Genomic DNA, 18,849 nt, shown 5'->3' on the forward strand with positions numbered 1-18,849 from the left:
GGCTTTTCTCAGACCTATCTCAGTTCTGCTCCAGGGAGCGCCAAACAAACCCGTCTTCGGGACCTGAGAAATAGACATGCCGGGCGATGCCGGTGACATTTTCTATCGGTACAAATCCAAAATGACCTTGCATGCGGCTATCTATCGAATTGTCCCGGTTGTCACCCAGCACGAACAAATGCCCCTCGGGGATATCGAATTCCGGTGTTTCGTCGAACCTGCCGTCAACCTGAAGGTCAATGACCTCATGTGATCTCCCGTTCGGCAAGGTCTCGCGGTAGGTCTGAACCATTGAAACTTTTCCATCTCTGGACTTTTCTTCAATCGCTTCCGTTTGCTGCCGCTCGAAGGGCTGACCGTTCAGATAGACTTCCCCTTTTTTCATCTGGATGCGCTCACCCGACAGGCCAATCACACGCTTTACATATGTGACGCCCGGGTTCTGAGGATGACGGAAAACGACGATGTCTCCGCGCTCGGGTGCATATCTTTCACCAATGATTGGAAAGATCTGGCTGACAAGAAAACTGTCTCCTTGCTGAAGCGTCGGGCGCATGCTGCCTGCAGGTGTTTCAAAAGGTTTGGCGCGCAAATAGTAGAAACTTGTCGAGAAAAACGCAGTGGTTATTAGCGCCAAAACCCCCAGGACCAATCCTGACAAAAGGAGTGTCTTCACAGATCGGGTCAATTTCAGCTCCTTGAATTCAAATGTTAAAATCATGAACGGGGGCAAAGTGAAACGTGGCCAGTTCGATGTATTCAATGTCAGCGAAATTTCAACCAGAGCGCATCAATCACGCTCCTCTCCACCTGGTTGAATGAATATTTGCCCCCCGGCAAGTCGCCTGACTTGCAGTTCCAGCAAACAGACAGAAGCCAAGTCGATCTAAAGGCTTCGGGTATAGTTGGGTCGAACAGAGATATTGTACATTTTTGCTCACTACACGTTCGATTTCCGTTGAAAATCCGCCATTCGTGGCTGCAAACATCCGCAATCGAATTGCACCGGTTGGCGGAAAGGTTTAGCAAGCGAATATGGGAAAAGAGACGACACCTCCACCAAGCGGCGGAATCGAAGGCATCAATCTGAAAGACGCGCTGGAAGAGCGCTATCTTGCATATGCCCTTTCGACCATCATGCACCGGGCACTGCCGGATGTGCGCGACGGTTTGAAACCGGTTCACCGACGCCTTCTATACGCCATGCGGCTCCTGAAGCTGGACCCGGGTGCCGGTTTCAAGAAATGCGCACGTGTGGTCGGTGACGTAATCGGTAAATACCACCCCCATGGTGACCAGGCTGTCTATGACGCACTTGTCCGGCTGGCACAGGACTTTGCGCAGCGTTATCCGCTGATCGACGGTCAGGGCAACTTCGGCAATGTCGACGGCGATAACGCGGCTGCGATGCGTTACACCGAAGCCCGAATGACGGACACGGCGAAGAGGTTGCTTGATGGCCTAGACGAAAACGCTGTTGATTTCCGGGAAACCTACGATGGCGAAGACAAGGAACCTATCGTTCTGCCCGGCGGGTTCCCGAACCTGCTTGGAAACGGGTCTTCTGGCATCGCGGTCGGCATGGCGACATCGATCCCGCCGCATAATGCCTTTGAACTTTGCGAAGCCTGCCAGCACCTGATCAAGAACCCGAAGGCGGAAGTCGACCAGCTTCTTGAATTCATCAAGGGGCCTGATTTTCCGACTGGTGGTCTGCTTGTGTCGGACCAGGGATCCATTCGCGAAGCCTATGCCACCGGTCGAGGAAGCTTCCGTATCCGGGCGCGTTGGGAAGTTGAGGATCTGGGACGTGGCCAATGGGTCATCGTGGTTTCAGAAATTCCCTATCAGGTCCAAAAATCTCGCCTCATAGAGAAGATCGCCGAGCTGCTGACGGCACGCAAACTTCCGTTGCTGGACGATGTTCGTGACGAGTCGGCGGAAGACATTCGTGTCGTGCTGGTTCCACGGTCTCGCAACGTCGATGCCAATCTGCTGATGGAATCCTTGTTCAAGCTCACCGACCTTGAAAACCGCTTTTCGTTGAACATGAATGTTCTGTCCATGGGCAAGGTGCCGATGGTCATGGGCCTCAAGCAGGTGCTTCGTGAATGGCTGGACCATCGCAAAGTCGTGCTGATACGCCGTTCCGAGTACCGGCTCGGTCAGATAAATCACCGACTTGAGGTCCTTGCAGGCTATTTGATTGCCTATCTGAATCTTGATGAAGTGATCCGCATCATTCGTGAAGAGGATGATGCCAAGGCTGAGCTGATCAGAACGTTCGAACTGACCGATGTTCAAGCTGAAGCCATCTTGAACATGCGCCTGAGATCCTTGCGCAAGCTGGAAGAATTGGAAATCCGCAAGGAGCACGACAAGCTCACCGAGGAAAAGGACCAGCTGTCGAAACTGCTCGGTTCCGACGCTCGCCAGTGGACCAAGATATCCAAGGAAATCTCCGAAATTTCCAAGGTTTATGGTCCGGAGACCGAGATCGGTCGGCGGCGCACGGACAAATCCGAAGCACCGGAAGCCGACCTTGTCGATATTCAACAGGCGATGATTGAAAAGGAACCGATCACCGTCATTATCTCCGAGAAGGGCTGGATACGCGCGCTCAAAGGCCACCAGACGGACCTGTCGAGCTTGTCCTTCAAACAGGGGGACAATCTGAAGCTGTCGTTCCATGCAGAAACAACGGACAAGATCCTGGTTTTCTCAACGGGCGGCAAGTTCTTTACCCTTGGTGCAGACCGGCTTCCTGGCGGTCGCGGCCATGGCGAACCCATCCGTCTGATGGTTGAAATGGACGAAGCGCAGGATGTTGTGAACGCGTTTGTTCACAAGGCGGGGCGGAACCTGCTGTTGTCCAACAACGAAGCGCGCGGATTTGTTGTCTGTGAAGATGACGTCATTGCCAACACGCGCAAAGGCAAGCAGGTATTGAACCTTTCTACACCGGCTGAGGCTTCGTTGTGTGTCGAAGCAACTGGCGATCAGGTTGCCGTCATAGGTGAAAACCGCAAATTGCTTGTGTTCCCCTTGGCGCAGATACCGCAGATGGGCCGTGGACGCGGAGTGCGGCTACAGCGCTACAGGGATGGAAACATCTCCGACTTGCGCGTCTTCAGCGCCGAACAGGGTCTGACTTGGACAGACAGTTCCGGACGGAGCTTCACACGATCTCTCGATGAACTTGCGGATTGGCGCGGAGAACGCGGGAACGCTGGCCGCTTGCCGCCAACCGGCTTCCCACGGTCGAACAAGTTCGGTCCAAATAAACTATAAAGTTTGACCGCCGGCGGCGTGCAGGCGCCGCCATTCGCCCGGAGACATGCCGAAGGCACGCTTGAAGTGTCGGTTCATGTGGCTTTGATCGGAAAATCCGCTGCCAACAGCGGCATCGGCAAGCTTCTCGCCCTTCTGCAATTTAAGCTTCACCCGATCCAGACGTCGCATGACCAGGTAGCGATGCGGACTGGTGCCGTAGGCACGACGAAACTGGCGGGCAAGAGAATATCGGTCGATTTGCGCGATCGCTTCAAGGTCGGCCAGTGTCACGTCCCGATCGCAACACTCCTTCATCAAGTCGCTGCATTCCTTCAAGGCTTTGTGGTCAAGCACTGCCGGTCTGTTAGACTTTCCGTTGTCTGCATGCCGTTTCAGACAGGCAGCAAGATCGGCAAGCAAGCAGTCACGTTTCAAGTCTCCGATTTCACACTCGATATCGGACAGGGCCTCGACAAGATCCTGTCGAAACTCAATATCGGTCAGAACTGGTGAAGATACGAAGGGAAGTCCGCTGTCCCGGCCCGCTGCGAGCGCGTCTGAGATCTTTTCGGGCGGAACATAAATCATTCGATAACGCAGGCCTTGTTCATTCCCAGCTCCGCCATCGTGGAGTTCGTCAGGGTGAATGACAATGACCTGACCTGGCAAGGATGCCTGCCCCTCTCCCCGATAGTTGAATGTTTGCACGCCGTTGATGGTCAAACCGATCGCATAAGTGTCGTGGCGATGCGGAGAAAATCCATTGCCTTGAAACCGGGCTTCAATGCGCTCAATACCGGCTTCAGGTGGCGCTGATGTTATTCCGTCTCCCGGCGTGTTGCACAAACGTTCAAGACCTGCACCCAGCCCCGCATCTAGGGTCTGGGCCGTGTTGTTTTCTTGATACCCCAACGTGGAGTTTGTGCTCATGTTCGAAACCAAATTTGTCGTTGTTGTTCGCGACGACCTTGCCGTTTGGCAAAAGCTGAATGTCACCGCTTTTCTGGCGACCGGTATTGCCTCCGCCAAGGTTGAAATCATTGGTGAAAACTATCGCGATGCTGCCAATAATGTCTATTATCCAATGAGCGTCCAGCCGATCATTGTGCTTTGCGCAGACGCAGAAACACTTGCCAAGATACAGCAGCGCGCGCTGAATCGAGACGTTTCCTCCAGCCTCTATGTCGAAGAGATGTTTGCAACGGGACACGACACCGCCAACAGGGAGGTGTTCTCGAAATTCTCGCCAGACAACGCCAATGTTGTGGGGATTGCCTTTCACACCGACAGGAAAACTGCAGACAAAATCTCAAAAGGGGCTCGCATGCATCCCTGAACCGTTCGACTTCATCTAAAGTCTGGTCCTTGGCCCCTCGACGAATTGCCTTTTGGGGGGCAATCTTCGGTTCTCTGTCAGATGAGGGAAACAATGATCGGTGCATTCACTTTCAACACCAGCCAACGCATCGTCTTTGAAAACGGATCCGCGGAACGACTGACAGACCACGCTGCCGAATTCCTTGGTGAACGTCCGTTCCTTGTCACCGACCCGGGGATCCTGTCTCTTGGTCTGCAAAGCCCTTGTGAGCGCGCAATTGTTAAAACCGGCCGCGATCTGGGACGGTTTGAAAAAGTTGCCGCCGATCCACCGCGAGCACTTGTCGCTGAGGCCGTGGATGCGGCAAAACGGCATCGAGCGACCTCAATTATCGGCTTTGGCGGCGGTTCGTCCCTTGACGTTGCCAAACTCGTTGCGCTCCTTGCCGGCAGCAATGAGGACTTGGATGGGGCCTGGGGAATTGGAAATGCCAAGGGACCACGTTTGCCGCTTATCCTGATACCGACAACAGCGGGTACCGGTTCCGAAGTAACACCAATCTCGATCATCACTGTTGGCGATGAGGAAAAGCGCGGCGTCGTGTCACCGGTCCTGTTGCCAGACATTGCCGTTCTTGATCCGCTTTTGACACTCGGACTGCCCGGCCCGGTGACGGCGGCCACGGGTATAGATGCCATGGTGCATGCCATTGAGGCCTATGCCTCGAAATCTGCAAACAATAATCCTGTTTCCAAGGCACTTGCGGTCGAAGCATTGCGACTTTTGGGAGCCAATATCGAAACAGCGGTTTTTTCGCCACAAAATGAGAGCGCTCGCGGCGCGATGCTTCTCGGCTCCATGCTCGCAGGCATGGCATTTGCCAACGCGCCGGTGGCCGCCGTACACGCCCTCGCCTACCCGATCGGTGGAACCTTTCACGTCCCACACGGCCTTTCAAACGCACTGGTGCTGCCGCATGTCCTGAAGTACAATAATCCAGTTGCTGCAGAGCTTTACGCTGAAATTGCACCCGTCTTGTTTCCCGATCTTGCCCTTATCGATGATCCGTCGAACTGCGCAGACGAGTTTGCGGAAAGGCTAGCCGACCTGTCAGAAAAACTCGGACTTCAAACCAGTTTGCGCGACGTTGGCATCGGCGAAGATGACCTTCCCAAGATGGCACGTGATGCCATGAAACAAACGCGGCTCCTGATCAACAACCCGCGCGACATCGCTGAAAAAGACGCTCTTGAGATCTATACGGCCGCCCTATGACGACAAGTATCCCTCCACAAGTTGCCCGCCCCGTCTCATTAAACCGTTCGGATTTCAAAGCTTTTCAACAAATCCCCACCAGGTGGATGGATGTGGACATCTATGGCCATGTCAACAATGTCCAGTATTTGAGCTTCTTCGACACTGCCGTGAATGGCTGGTACGTGGCCAATGGCCTTCTGGATCCGGTAAACAGTTCCGAGATCTTTCTGGTCGTCGAGACTGGATGCCACTATTTTTCCGAACTCACATTCCCTAATGAGGTCTCCGCAGGTCTCAAGATCGAAAAACTTGGCGGAAGTTCTGTGGTTTTCAGGATCGGTCTGTTTTCGGGCGACGCCAACGAAACGGCTGCGCACGGGCGTTTCGTCCATGTGCAGGTGGACCGAAACAGCCGAAGACCAGTCACAATTTCCCACCAGAAACGCAGTATCCTAACAAGCTTGATGGCTTAAATAGGCATCAATCACACAAGTCGTGGAAGTTCTGGCACAAACCACAAGCTTTCAACAGGATTGCCGGTTGAAGGTAAAAGTGACAAACCACAGGAAAGTCACACACCATTCACAGCTTATCCTCAGGCTGATAACAGGTTGCACACAGACTCGATTGCGATCCTGAGGTTCAAAAAAGAAGTGTCGCTTAGCCCAAATTCTTCATAAGGCGAGACTTTTCGCGTTGCCAATCGCGCTTTTTCTCAGTCTCGCGCTTGTCATGAAGCTTCTTCCCTCGCGCAAGGGCCAGTTCAAGCTTCGCCCGGCCCTTGTCGTTGAAATAAAGCTTGAGCGGGACAATGGTCTTGCCTTCCTTTTGAACCGCTCCTGCAAGCTTCCCGATTTCACGCTTGTGTAACAATAGCTTACGCGGACGACGCGGCTCGTGATTGAAACGGTTGGCCTGAAGATATTCCGGAATATAAACGTTGTAGATCCAAATCTCTCCGCCATATTCAGCCGCGTAGGATTCGGCAATATTCGCCTTGCCGTTGCGCAGGGATTTGACTTCCGTGCCCTTCAGCTCAATGCCAGCTTCCAGCGTGTCCTCTATTTCAAAGTTGAAACGGGCTTTCCGGTTGTCGGAGATAATGGTCCGTCCCGGAACGTCCCCCTTTTTCGGAGCCATTTTGTTCTTTCCAGGTGCGCTGCACCTTGTTTGTTACGTCCGATCAGTTGATCAAGCCTGCATGCGCCATTGCATCTCTGACTTCGGTCCTCGCGCTTTCCGAGATCGGAACAAGCGGCAGACGAAGTTCCTCGTCGATCTTGCCAAGCAGCGACAATGCGTATTTCGACCCACCCGGGCTCGGTTCCAGAAACAAAGCGCGATGTAGTGGAGCCAAGCGGTCCTGCAGTTCCAAGGCTTTTTTATAGTCACCTGCGCGCGTGGCTGCCTGGAATTCAGCACACATTCGCGGAGCAACATTGGCGGTTACGGAAATACAGCCGACGCCCCCATGAGCGTTGAATGCCAATGCTGAAATATCTTCGCCGGACAACTGAACGAATTCCGGTCCACACAAATGCCGTTGGCGACTCGCCTTTGCCATATCCGCGGTCGCGTCTTTGACACCTTTGATGTTTTCGCAGGTTTCAAAGAGCTCAGCCATTGTCTCCGGGGTCATATCGATGATGGAGCGACCCGGAATGTTGTAGATGAAGATCGGAATGCCGACAGCATCGTTGACAGCCTTGAAGTGTGCTTTCAATCCGGCCTGATTTGGCTTGTTGTAATATGGTGTTACGACAAGAATTGCATTGGCGCCGGCCCTTTCGGCATGCTGCGCAAAATCAATCGCTTCAGTCGTATTGTTAGACCCGGCCCCCGCCATTACGGGAACGCGGCCAGATGCTGCTTCGACACAGAGTTCAATTACACGCTTGTGCTCTTCGTGGGTCAGCGTCGGGCTTTCACCAGTTGTACCAACAGGCACGAGACCGGAAGAGCCCTCAGAAATCTGCCAATCTACAAAGTCCTGGAACCGTTTCTCGTCAAGTACTCCATCCTTGAAGGGTGTAATCAGTGCTGGAATGGAGCCTTTGAACATTTCTGTTTCCTCTTGAACCGTCTGGTCAGACTTTTCAGATTTTAGACTTACTGTCTTGAATGGAGGCGCAACATACTCATCTGCAGGTCATCGGGCAATGCTTGCTGTACCATTCCCAGCTCGTAAAACGACTTTTCTTGCTGCAACCGGATACTTCCAACGCGACAGGCGATCTAAAAGTCTCGACCACATTCCAAATGATCAAAAGCCCCACCTCTGACCGGAGCAAATCAAAGCGGCATTTCGTCTGAAAATAGCGAACTCCGGCTGCGATCTTCCGTTTGTCTTCTGGCAACCGCATTGAAAGGTCATTATCTTTCGCGGCAAACAGAATTGAGAACCTTTGAGGAGACGCTCATGGCTTTCGTGCCGCAAGAAGCACCGACCGGCGAGAATAGTGATCAGTTGCCTCAGACGAGTGAATTCTTCTGGAAAAGCCATGATGGTTTGACCCTCGCTGGGAGAGAATGGCCAGCATCACCTAACGCGAATGAAGCGCACAAAACACCGATACCAGTTCTCTGCCTGCCGGGTCTCTCTAGAAATACGAGAGATTTCAATGAGATCTCCAATTTCCTTCAAAGAAAAGGACATCGCGTTATCGCACTCGACTATCGAGGGCGCGGCAAAAGCGATTGGGATCCGGATTGGCAAAACTACGCTCTCCCGATAGAGGAAAAGGATATCGATGCCGCCATTGACCATCTCAAGCTAGAACGGTTCGCGTTGTTCGGAACATCGCGCGGTGGTCTTCATGCGCTTGTTTTGGGCCTGCGCTACCCGGCAGATCGAATGGCGGCAGTGGTTTTTAATGATATTGGTCCGCATATCGAGATGCGCGCAATCCACCGGATTGCGGCAACTCTTGGTCACAACATGTCCTGTGCCACTCTTGATGGCATTGCTGAGACGCTGACCCGGACACTTGGGCCACAATTTCCAGTGTTTGGGAAGGATGATTGGCTGAAAATGGCCGCGCAACTGGCTTCCAAGCACGATGGTTCGTTTGTCATGGATTATGACCCGGCACTTGCGCGCCAGTTTGCAAGTTTGGACGATGCCGCACCGGTCCCCGATCTCTGGCCTCTTTATGACAATCTTACGGACCGACCTGTTTTGATCCTGCGGGGTGAGCACTCAGATCTGTTGAGCGCCGAAACGTGTAAACGAATGATCGACATGCATCCCAATTCTCAACTTAAAACGATCAAGGGTCAGGGACACGCCCCGGTCCTCTGGGAGACTGACACCCATGAGACCATCGCAGAGTTCTTGAGTTCGATCTGAGTTCAAGACCGGTCGGCAGGACTAAGTAGCAATGGTCCGCCGCTCAACACAGTGTCTCCGGAAGAAATCTGCAGAGACCGGTTTTTCAATTAAACATTCAAACAAAAAGAAACCCGGCGTTTCCGCCGGGTTTCTCATCAAACCTCAAGAGAGGGTTGATTAGAAGGTGCGCTGCAGGCGAACACCGAAGAGGAGTTCGTCAACATCGGAACCAGTGTTCGGGTCAGTGTTGGAGTAACCAACGTCTGCACCCATTACGAAGCCAGAGACCGGCTCCCACTGTACGGAACCATCGATCGCCCAACGGGAGAAGTCGGTGAAGCCGTTAGCCTGGTCGACGTCCATGTAAGAACCGTCGAGTGCAAGACCGATAGTGGAAGTTGCCTGGACGTATGCACCAGCTGACAGAGAGTAACCAGTGGAAGTACCGCTAGTTGCGCCGAAGTCAGAAACAGTCACGCCGCCTTCAGTGCTGCCTGCACCGATGTAGGACAGAGCGCCGTCAGCATAGAAACCCTGGAAGTAGATGTTCGAACCGGAGTTGATCATCGGCAGGTTGAACTTCACGCCAGCGCCGATTGCCCAACCGAGCTGATCGTCAGCACCGTTGTTGGTTGCGCCAGTCTGGTGAGCAGCAGCTGTGCTCGGGTAGACCTGGTGCAGAGCACCGGAAAGCTGTGCAGAACCCCAGCCCTGGGAAACGCCAAGAGCAGCAACGACGTCCGGCATGCGGGTGCCGCCGTAGGAACCGACCTGACGGCCAGCCTGATCTTCAAGAGCGATCGTAGCGGAGAAACCGTTGCCGAAAGCTGCAGTGTAAGCGATCTGGTTCAGAGTTTCATCGGACCAGTCACGACCAACAACACCGACGAAAACCTGACCGGTGAAGATGTCGAAGTTAGAACCGAGGTAACCAGCGGTGAGGCCGCCCCACTGAATGTAAGTGGAACCGAAGTCGAAGGTTTCGACGTCGTTGTCTACTCGCTGAGACAGCTCAACATAGGCACGCAGAGTACCGAACTCAGTTGCGGTACGAGCGTCGAGGTACAGGTAACCCTGTGTACGCCAGGAGTAACCGTCAGAGTCGCGAGTGCCCCAGTTACCATCGTCAAGAACGTTGTTCACGATGAACTGGGTACGAACACGGCCACCAACACGCAGGCAGGTTTCTGTGCCCGGGATGTAGTAGAAGCGTGCGCCGTATGCGTCACAGATACGAACGTAGTCGACCGGCTCCGGAGCAACCGGAAGATCGGCAGCCTGAGCGGTGGCAGCAGTAGCAACTGCAGCAGCGCCGAGCATCATGCCCTTAAAGAGTTTCATTTTTGACCTCCAATCAGTCATATCAATCGGTACTAAACAGAAGCACCATTGTCCCCGCGAATTATGTCTGTGTTTGCTACCGACCGGAGGTTGGACGTCCGAGGTGTGCAAACCAGTGCGGCGCGAAGCCGCTCGCAAATGTGACCATACGCATCCAGCATCGCGGTTCAACACAGAATGCGGTTCCCCCAACCCTCTGAGCCTGTTTTCAAAAACCGGTGTTGCGCGAATGTCACAAAATCGGTGGTGAAATTTAGGAACTGTTAGGAAATAGGCGTGGTTCTGCCCCTGAAGCGTGGTCCCGATGGGCAGACTCTCCAAAGTGTTTTCGAGAATTTCGGTCAAAACCGGGAATCGAATCCACGTCGAACAGACCATCTTCACCCGCAGGAGCCACAAGAATATAGGGCTCGCGAATCCCCTCGTTGAAAAATCGACTGTCTCAGAATCAGATATCGGAATTGAGCGCCCCGGCAGTTCACAGCGCGAATGGTTTCACGCCTCACCGAGCGACGCCGGAGGCTACCGAAGCAGAACCGTCACTTTGTCGCTGTGACCTGATCTGTCCAAAATGGTCACCTCGGTGAAGCCTGGCCCATCCGGCTGCCAGACCAGCTGCTGGCGTTGCATTTTCTCCGGCAAAGGCCGTCCATTGATCAGCACCGAATAGGGAGCCTTGCCTCCTTTCAACTTCACCACCAACGGCTGGACTTGCCAACTTGACGTCTCGTTCCGAGTAAACCCCAGGTCCAGTTCCGCACCGTCAGGTGGAAAGGCGATGCGAAGACCTTCGTTTCCAGAACCCCGGTTTTGCGCATCCGGCAATCGTGCATAGCGTAGCGGAACAGGAACTTCGCCTTGCGCTTGCCGGGAAACGTCTACAGGGGCGTCTTGGAGCGGAACCCTTTCTGGCCCCAGTTTCTGAAAGACTTCAAACAGGATGGGAACAGCAACCGATGCGCCTGTTTGCCCAGGCACGGGCGTGCCATCCGGTCGGCCAACCCAAACGGCCACAACATGCCGACCGTCGAACCCAGCCGCCCAAGCATCCCGGTACCCGTAAGCCGTCCCGGTCTTATAGGCGATGTGTGAAGTCTCGGCGCTCTGTGTCTGTGGAAGACCCGTCAATATGTCGCTGACCATCCAGGATGCTTTCCCGGACAAGAGTCTCTGTGACACCTGAGCGCTGCTTTCCACCTTACAATCAATTCGGCAGGTCGTAAGGTCAATGGGAACCCCTCCTCTGGCCAGGGCTGCATAAGCCTGGGCGAGGTCTTTCAGAGTGATACCAACGCCCCCCAGACTGATCGCAAGGCCGGGAGCAACATCCTTTTTCAGCACAGGACGAACGCCCGCGCGCTTCAAACGCGCGATCAATCGTGCAGGACCAACCGCCTCGAGCAACTGAACAGCCGGAGTATTGAGTGACAGCTGCAAGGCTTCCCGCAATGTAACGGTGCCTTGATAGGCCTGATCGAAGTTTGTCGGCTGGTAGCCACTGATATCGATTGCCCGATCCACAATAAGGCTTTGGGGCAACCCGATGCCTTCCTCAAATGCGAGGCCATAAATAAAGGGCTTGAGAGTCGAGCCTGGTGAGCGGACTGCTCGTGTCATATCGACATGTCCGAGACGCCCGCCATTGAGCATATCCGGGGCGCCAATCCGGGCAACGATTTCGCCGCTTTGGTGATCCGCGACAATAATAGATGACGAAATGGGTGCTGGCAGTGCGGTGATCTTTCGGCGTGCCAGCTTTTCAAGTGCTGCCTGGAGATCTCGGTCAAGGGTCAGATTGTGCTCGGACCGGACGGGATTTCCAGCTTTTGCTTCCCTGCTCTCATGAGGGGCCAGAAACGGCATGTCGTATCGTTTGGAGCGAACAGGCTCAGTCATTGCCGACGCGGTTTCGTCCTTGGTCAGAACGCCAGCCGCCAACGCTCGCTTCAACACCCTGTTGCGTGCCTTCATCGCATTTTCAGCAAATCGGTCCGGTCGCCGGGCTTCAGGGCTCTGTGGAAGAGCGACAAGCAGAGCGGCCTGCGCCGGTGTCAACCGCTTCGGCTCCTTGCCGAACCATGTCAGGCTTGCAGCACGCACCCCTTCAAGATTGCCGCCAAATGGGGCTCTCAGCGCATAGAAACGCAAAATGTCTTCTTTGGAATAGGCCTGCTCAAGCTGTACGGCTTTTAAAAACTGCTCGTATTTGCGCTTCAATGACCGTGTCGGTCTTTCGTCCAGCAACCTGGCGACCTGCATCGTCAACGTGGATCCACCGGAAACAATTTGTCCCTGACGAAGGCTGGCAAGCAGCGAGCGCAAAAGTGCCCTGACGTCGATCCCGTGGTGCCGGTGAAAGCGCTGATCTTCGAATGCGAGCAGCATTTTGATATAAAGCGGGTCGATGCTTTCCAGCTCGACAGGCAAACGCCATTTGTCATCAAGACTTGTGAAGGCCCGCAATAGCCTGTCCTGCCTATCCAGCACGACAACGGAAAGCGACAAGTCACTCACTGCAGGCAATGGCGGTAAGGCGCCATAGTCGGCCTGGACTTTCAAAACCCCGCACATCGCCAGGGACGCAAGGCCGATTCCGGCAGCGACAAGCCGCTGTCCGGCCGTGTGCAGGCTTCGCCGATGGTGAATTTTAAACACATCAGGCATGTTGCTACCGCCTTGCTGCCGACCGCCTCATCACCTGGTTGGTCCCAGAACGGTGAAGCGGCCTGTCGCAGTGACCGCACGACGATCCGGCCGGTACATATCCTCCACAGACGCCGGCGGGTGAGCAAACTCACCCGGCGTTGCAGCACGCGCCAGATAGGCAAAACTCATTTCCTGACCATTTTGCCGTGTCTGGTCGATCGCAACTTCGAACCTGTCACTATAAAATGCGCTGTGTTCCGGCCGATCAATCATCGAAAGGAAGGACAAACCACCTAGATCGCCTGAACGCACGAGCCGAGGATTGTCGATAGCCAGTCCCGCTGGCAATCGGTCAACCACCATCAGACGGCCCGGCTGATCGGTCAGTGCACGAACGGTGACGACAACGGCAAGACGTGTGTTTACGGGTACCGCTGAAGGGTCGATCTCATTTCCATTGAGATCATAGATCTTCCGCTCGACCGCATAGTCTGTGCCCCCAGCGGGTTCCGGCGTCAGCGGCTGTCCCGCAACAGAAACAAGCAGATCAGTTTCGTCGGCACCGTTGTTTGTAACATTGACGGGAGCGCTGGAGATTGCCTCACCCGCAAACGACCATGCCAATCGACCGGGCGTCTCATCTCCGTCTACGGAGATCCGGGCTTCTTCAGCCGACTGGTTCAATGCCTGTGCGGCCAGCAACAGCCAGGCCATATCCTGGGTTGAACGTCCACCCGTTCGTGCCTGCGCAGATTTCAGCGCAGCCAGTGCATCTTCCTTCAGTTTTTCTCCCATCGACGCCGAGACCACGTAGTCGGTGACACCTGCGCTGTCGCGCAGGATAGACCCGTAGTCAGACCGGTAAGTCTGTTTCTTCTCGCGGGGAAGTGCCGAGATCGCAGCGACAAATCCCGTCGCTGCCCGTTCCTGCTCACCATAGAGAGCAAGGCTAGCTGCCACCTGAGCCTTGGCCAGCGGCGTAGCAAAGCTTTGCAGCTTGGCATCAAGGTAATAACGCAGATCGCCCATGGAGGCGCGTCCGTTTCGCGCCAGAACATAGAGCGAATACGCGATGCCCTCACCGCCATCCTGGAAATCGGATGCGTAAGCCAGCTGGTTCTCCAGATTGTCCAGCGCGGTGGTAAAGGCAAGATCCGGGACCCGGTAGCCTTTCTCTTTTGCGCGGGTCAGGAAATCGGTGACGTAGGCATCCAGCCAGGTGTCGCCGTCGCCATAGCTGTTCCAAAGCCCGAAATCACCGGATGCCGACTGATTGGCCAACACGGCAGCAATCGCCTTCACGACACGTTCCCGGATAGCACTGTCACCACCAAGGCCGGCCGCTTCCGCCACTTCACTCAAATAAAGCAATGGCAAAGCACGACTGGTGGTCTGCTCCGTGCAGCCATAAGGATACCTGTCCAGCGCTGCCAGCAATCCCGCGATATCGATGCTTGCTGCGCCGCCGGCGCTCAGCGTGACATCGACCGTGTCGGCGCGCAAACCGTCGAATGTATCCGGGCTGAGTGTCAGACTGCCGCCAGAGGCCAGCTGAAACGACGATCTGCGAACCACCTCTGGCTGAGTGTCCTTCACGTCCAGACCGAAGCGTTTGACATAAACCTTGCCGTCGGGACCTGTAAGTGAGGCAACGACTTCAGACGTGATGGGTGACGCTCCGGCAGACACAGGCAGAAGCGACAAGGTTTTCTTGCCGGTTTCCAGATCGAAGGTCCGGGTCTGGCGGTCAGTGCCGCCTTCGAGTGCCAATCCCTCGGCAACAGATACTTCCAATTCATAAGAGCCCGACGCGCCATCGACATTGTCTATCTCAAGAGCAAGGCGCGACTGATCGCCCGGGGCAAGAAACGCTGGTGCGCTCGCAGTCATCACGACCGGCGAGCGAACCTCAACTTCCTGCTCTGCGTGGCCAACGCCGTCCTTGCTCCAGGCAACCGCCATCAGCTTCAGGGCGCCGTTGAATGCAGGTACGTCGAATGAAACTGTGGCTTCACCATCCGCACCAATTTCAACAAGACCGGAGAACAACGCGACCGGTTCGTCATCGGGCGGCGGGGCATCCAGACGCAAGGCCATGGCATCGCCGCCAGACCTCACGCGGCCAAGCGTGCCTGCGGTGCGGTCAATGAGCTGACCATAAAGATCTCTGATATCCGTACCTAGACGTCGTTGGCCGAAGTACCAATTCTCCGGATCCGGTGTTTCGAAAGCAGTCAGGTTCAAGATACCGACATCAACCGCTGCAACAGTGACATATGCTTGCGTTCCCGACTGAAGGTTAGCCAGCTTGATCGGCACATCCAATGTCGTTTCCGGCAAAATCCTATCAGGCGCTGAAAGTTCGACTTCAATTGCGCGTGCACCTGGATCGACTTTCAGCCAGGACAGACCCATAGAACGCGAGGGCATCCTGTTCTGGTCGAGATCCATGGGCCTATAGAGGCTTGCTGTGACATAGGCACCTGCACCCCAGTCATCGCTGACTTGGATCTCGACTTCCGTTTCAGTCGCGTCGACTTCAACCGAACGGCTGGAAACGAGCCCACCGGAAACAACATTGATGACAGCAATCCCGGATGTTTGCGGTTTCAGTCTGAGCTTTGCGGTGTCGCCGGGCCTGTAGGAACTCTTGTCAAGGCCGACGTCCAGGTAGTCCGGCGTTTCCGACGTCGCGTCTGCAGTGTACCAACCAGCATCGAACGTGACAGCGGTGGAAGTCTGCAAATCACCACCGCCCTGAATGTCGAGGCGGTATTCACCCCATTCAACCGGGAGTGACAATCGCGCCGGCTGTCCTGCAAGGACGTCCAGATAGCCGCTTGATACTCTACGCGTCGTGGTGATCGGCTCGTAGTTCCAGCGGCCGTCGACGCGGTACCATTGGTATCTGCGATCAACTTTCGAAAGCGTCCAGGTGAGACCCTCTGCACTTTGCTCTGTGCCATCGCCGCTGACTACGATGACCGTGAAATCGGCAGGCCCGCCTTCATCTACACCGCCATCGAAGGCCGGTTTGATTCCAATCCGAGGCCCATCGAGCGCGACAGAAAGTTCAAGATCTCGCTCCACATAGCGGCCTCCGGCCTCGACCAGCCTGGCAACCAATTGGCCGTTATAAAGCTGCGTCGTGTCCGCCAACTCCGGAAGTATCACATCAAAAGACAGTTTTCCGTCAGCGTCGGTCTTGAGGCCGGATGGAAGGCTGCGGCGCTGCGTATAAACTTCGCTATCCTCCAGACCAAATTGGTACTCGGGAAAGGCCTTGAGCGATCGCGTCGGTTTAACAATGATATCGCCTTCCAAGGCTTGGCCGCTTGCCGGTGAGCCGTAAAGGAATTTGGCATCAAGCGAAACCTCTGTCGGTTCAGTGCGGTTGAAGGCCGTTGCCGATGTCTCAAGGTCGAAGTCCACCCGTTCGGGCTGGTAGTCCTCGACGAGGAAGGTTTCCTGGCTCAGTGCGCTTGCCTTGGGATCGGAAAAAACCTCCCAAGACCAAATGCCCTGCTGGGCCGAGGCACTCAAGGTCAGGTCCTGAAGATGTCCGCCCAATCCACCGTCATTGACGGTAAAACGAGCGTGCTCAACACCATCTGGACGACTGAAGACAAAGGTAAGAGGAAAGTCTTCTTGGGCGACGGCTTTGGCATTGCGCAAGAGCGCCTGCGCATGAACGGTTTCACCGGCCTTGTAGATACCGCGATCTGTCCAGGCGAATACATCCAACGGCCCTGGCGCGGGCCTGCCTTCGACACCACGGTCGGACAGATCGAAAGCCGGTTTGCGCAAATCAAGGAAAGAATAGTCCCCGTCATCCGTCTCCGCGACCAGAACACCTGGTGCAAGGCCACCACGTCCGCGGGTCATTCCTGCTTCAAACTCGGCAAATCCGTCTGCGTTGGTGACCTCCTCACCCAGGATTTCGTTGTTGACGGCAAGCAGACGAACCTTGACGCCTTCAAGTGCGGCAGCCGTGGTCAATGAACGGATGTTGGCGGCCACTCCGGTGTCGCCACTCAAAGCCGTCACTCCGAGATCGGAAACCAGAAACCATTGTGTTGCCAGAGCGCTCCAACGGTTCTGGAGATCCAGTTTCGAGCGGGCCGTCATCGCGTAGACACCCGGCTCCAACTCAATTCCCGTTTCCGAGAGCGGAATGGCAGTCGTGATATCCACATTCAATTCGTTTTCAGTCTCGACAGTTCCGGTCCAGACCTTTTCGCCCAATTCATCTTCAATCTGCTCAGCTTGGTAGGAATCCAGCTGACGCAAAAACTTGTTGTCTCTCAGAATATCCGCGATCGCCCTGTTGCCGACCCGGTAGACAGATGCCTCAACCTCGGTGGTGTTGACCGAAATGATCGGGATCGTCGGGTTGCCTCCAGCAGGCAGAACGTAGGAACGGCTGAGGAAATTCACCGAAGGAGACCGGTCTTTCACATAAACGGAAAGATCAGCTGATCTTTCCAGTTTTTCGCCATCGGCGGCGGGCAGCCCGCTGCGAGCCGTAATTTTGTATCTGGCTCCGTGTTTCAGGCCGTCAGCACAGATCTGATTGTCGTTCGCCTCAATGGAAGCAGTCCCTTCACCGATCACGCTGACATACGGGCTCATGTCTTCACCCAGGGCCAGCTTTTGCGAAAAGACCAGGCATATCCTTGGTGTCACACTATCGGAATCAACCACATGATCGACAATCCGGAAGCCATGTTTGGCAATCAGGTCGTCGTAACGACGGCGCAGATTGGCGTTTTCCTCGAGTGCCAAAGACGCACGAAGGGCTTTGATTGCAGTCTTGAATTCATTGCGGCGCTCAAATGCCCTGCTCAGGATGTCGAGCGAGAACGCCCTTTCATTAGAGCTGACTGAACGCAGATACGCATTGATCGCTGCCGAGATCGCATTCTTTTGCTTGGTCTCTTTTGTCTGCCAATCGTCCGGATTCTGCAGCAGAAGTGCCGTTGTCAGGCTGGTCCAGCCTTCGTAGTCACCCGGTTCCAGCAACAATAGTTGCAGAAAGTCGCTCTCCGCCAGCGCACCGTTCCGGTTGTTCAGCGCTGCAAGTCCGTTGCGTCGGTTCACGTCCGCGCTTTGGCCATTGCCGCGAACCGAGTTTTCAATTTGAAGCGAATAGGTTTTTGCGCTCTCAAGCTGAGCTTCCGGCACGAAATTCAGTTCCGCCCGCCGATCGGCACTCATGTCGGCTCGTGGTGCCTGTACTGCCACCACGCGCCCTGCGATGGCACCTGAGAAACTCTGGAGTTCTCCGAAATCAGTCTTCAGGAAACACCAGCCGGCAGACGTGTTGAACGTAAAAGCCCGGCACTGATTGTCCTTCAGGCACGCCGATTTGCAGCCTTCCAGGTCAACATCCTTGACCGTTCGGTAATCGCTGCCGAAGAAGTCAGCATCGTCGATTGTGACGATACGCCTGTCCTGGGCACTTGCTGCATTTGGGTGCAATCCGCCAAAGAGCAACGTCGCTGCCAAAACGGCAGTGCAGATGCGGGCAGTATCTTTGTTTGAATTCAGAAGTTTATGTTTAAAAACAAGCGAAAAAATAGACATGGCCAATCCTCCGGGGCCTATAATTTCCTCTATCAAGGCACCGGAACGTGACAAGGACAAGGCATATTTTCGAAGAGTGATGACTGATGAGGCCCGC

12 protein-coding genes are annotated in these 18,849 nt (G+C 54.9%); 5 read left to right on the plus strand and 7 right to left on the minus strand.

Features of this window, described 5'->3' with window-relative positions:
• Positions 1-19 precede the first annotated feature (19 nt).
• Complete coding sequence (gene lepB, locus K1718_RS18910) at positions 20-688, minus strand: signal peptidase I (RefSeq protein WP_265681211.1); 669 nt, start codon at positions 686-688, stop codon at positions 20-22.
• A 347-nt stretch (positions 689-1,035) separates the two neighbouring features.
• On the opposite strand from lepB, the gene parC reads away from it, so the two are divergent.
• Positions 1,036-3,291, plus strand: coding sequence for a DNA topoisomerase IV subunit A (parC, locus tag K1718_RS18915; RefSeq protein WP_265681210.1), 2,256 nt, complete (start codon positions 1,036-1,038; stop codon positions 3,289-3,291).
• Here the strand turns inward: parC and K1718_RS18920 are convergent.
• Entirely contained in the window at positions 3,286-4,203 is a 918-nt protein-coding gene (locus K1718_RS18920) for an AraC family transcriptional regulator (protein ID WP_265681209.1), read from the minus strand. The genes parC and K1718_RS18920 overlap by 6 nt on opposite strands.
• Between K1718_RS18920 and K1718_RS18925 the strand changes: the two genes are divergently transcribed.
• From K1718_RS18925 to K1718_RS18935, 3 genes are all read left to right on the plus strand, one after another.
• Positions 4,202-4,609 carry a DUF2000 family protein gene (locus K1718_RS18925; RefSeq protein ID WP_265681208.1) on the plus strand — a complete coding sequence of 136 codons (408 nt, stop codon included), beginning with the start codon at positions 4,202-4,204 and terminating at the stop codon, positions 4,607-4,609. The two genes, K1718_RS18920 and K1718_RS18925, sit on opposite strands and share 2 nt — an antisense overlap.
• A gap of 93 nt (positions 4,610-4,702) precedes the next feature.
• Positions 4,703-5,866 carry an iron-containing alcohol dehydrogenase gene (locus tag K1718_RS18930; protein ID WP_265681207.1) on the plus strand — a complete coding sequence of 388 codons (1,164 nt, stop codon included), beginning with the start codon at positions 4,703-4,705 and terminating at the stop codon, positions 5,864-5,866.
• A gap of 86 nt (positions 5,867-5,952) precedes the next feature.
• On the plus strand, positions 5,953-6,321 hold the full coding sequence (locus K1718_RS18935) for an acyl-CoA thioesterase (protein WP_285806030.1): 369 nt from the start codon (positions 5,953-5,955) through the stop codon (positions 6,319-6,321).
• Between the two features lie 187 nt (positions 6,322-6,508).
• On the opposite strand, the gene smpB is transcribed toward K1718_RS18935, so the two are convergent.
• Positions 6,509-6,988 carry an SsrA-binding protein SmpB gene (gene smpB / locus K1718_RS18940; protein ID WP_152502442.1) on the minus strand — a complete coding sequence of 160 codons (480 nt, stop codon included), beginning with the start codon at positions 6,986-6,988 and terminating at the stop codon, positions 6,509-6,511.
• A 43-nt stretch (positions 6,989-7,031) separates the two neighbouring features.
• Positions 7,032-7,910 (minus strand): 4-hydroxy-tetrahydrodipicolinate synthase, encoded by an 879-nt coding sequence (dapA, locus tag K1718_RS18945; RefSeq protein ID WP_152502443.1) that lies wholly within the window; start codon positions 7,908-7,910, stop codon positions 7,032-7,034.
• A 357-nt stretch (positions 7,911-8,267) separates the two neighbouring features.
• On the opposite strand from dapA, the gene K1718_RS18950 reads away from it, so the two are divergent.
• Positions 8,268-9,197 carry an alpha/beta fold hydrolase gene (locus K1718_RS18950; RefSeq protein WP_265681205.1) on the plus strand — a complete coding sequence of 310 codons (930 nt, stop codon included), beginning with the start codon at positions 8,268-8,270 and terminating at the stop codon, positions 9,195-9,197.
• A 159-nt stretch (positions 9,198-9,356) separates the two neighbouring features.
• On the opposite strand, the gene K1718_RS18955 is transcribed toward K1718_RS18950, so the two are convergent.
• From K1718_RS18955 to K1718_RS18965, 3 genes are all read right to left on the minus strand, one after another.
• On the minus strand, positions 9,357-10,520 hold the full coding sequence (locus tag K1718_RS18955; RefSeq protein ID WP_152502445.1) for a porin: 1,164 nt from the start codon (positions 10,518-10,520) through the stop codon (positions 9,357-9,359).
• A gap of 522 nt (positions 10,521-11,042) precedes the next feature.
• Positions 11,043-13,184 (minus strand): penicillin-binding protein 1C, encoded by a 2,142-nt coding sequence (gene pbpC / locus K1718_RS18960; protein WP_265681204.1) that lies wholly within the window; start codon positions 13,182-13,184, stop codon positions 11,043-11,045.
• A gap of 30 nt (positions 13,185-13,214) precedes the next feature.
• A complete protein-coding gene (locus K1718_RS18965; RefSeq protein WP_265681203.1) occupies positions 13,215-18,752 on the minus strand; it encodes an alpha-2-macroglobulin family protein in 5,538 nt (1,845 codons plus the stop codon).
• Positions 18,753-18,849 lie beyond the last annotated feature (97 nt).

The organism is Roseibium porphyridii, from assembly GCF_026191725.2.
Lineage (GTDB): Bacteria > Pseudomonadota > Alphaproteobacteria > Rhizobiales > Stappiaceae > Roseibium > Roseibium porphyridii.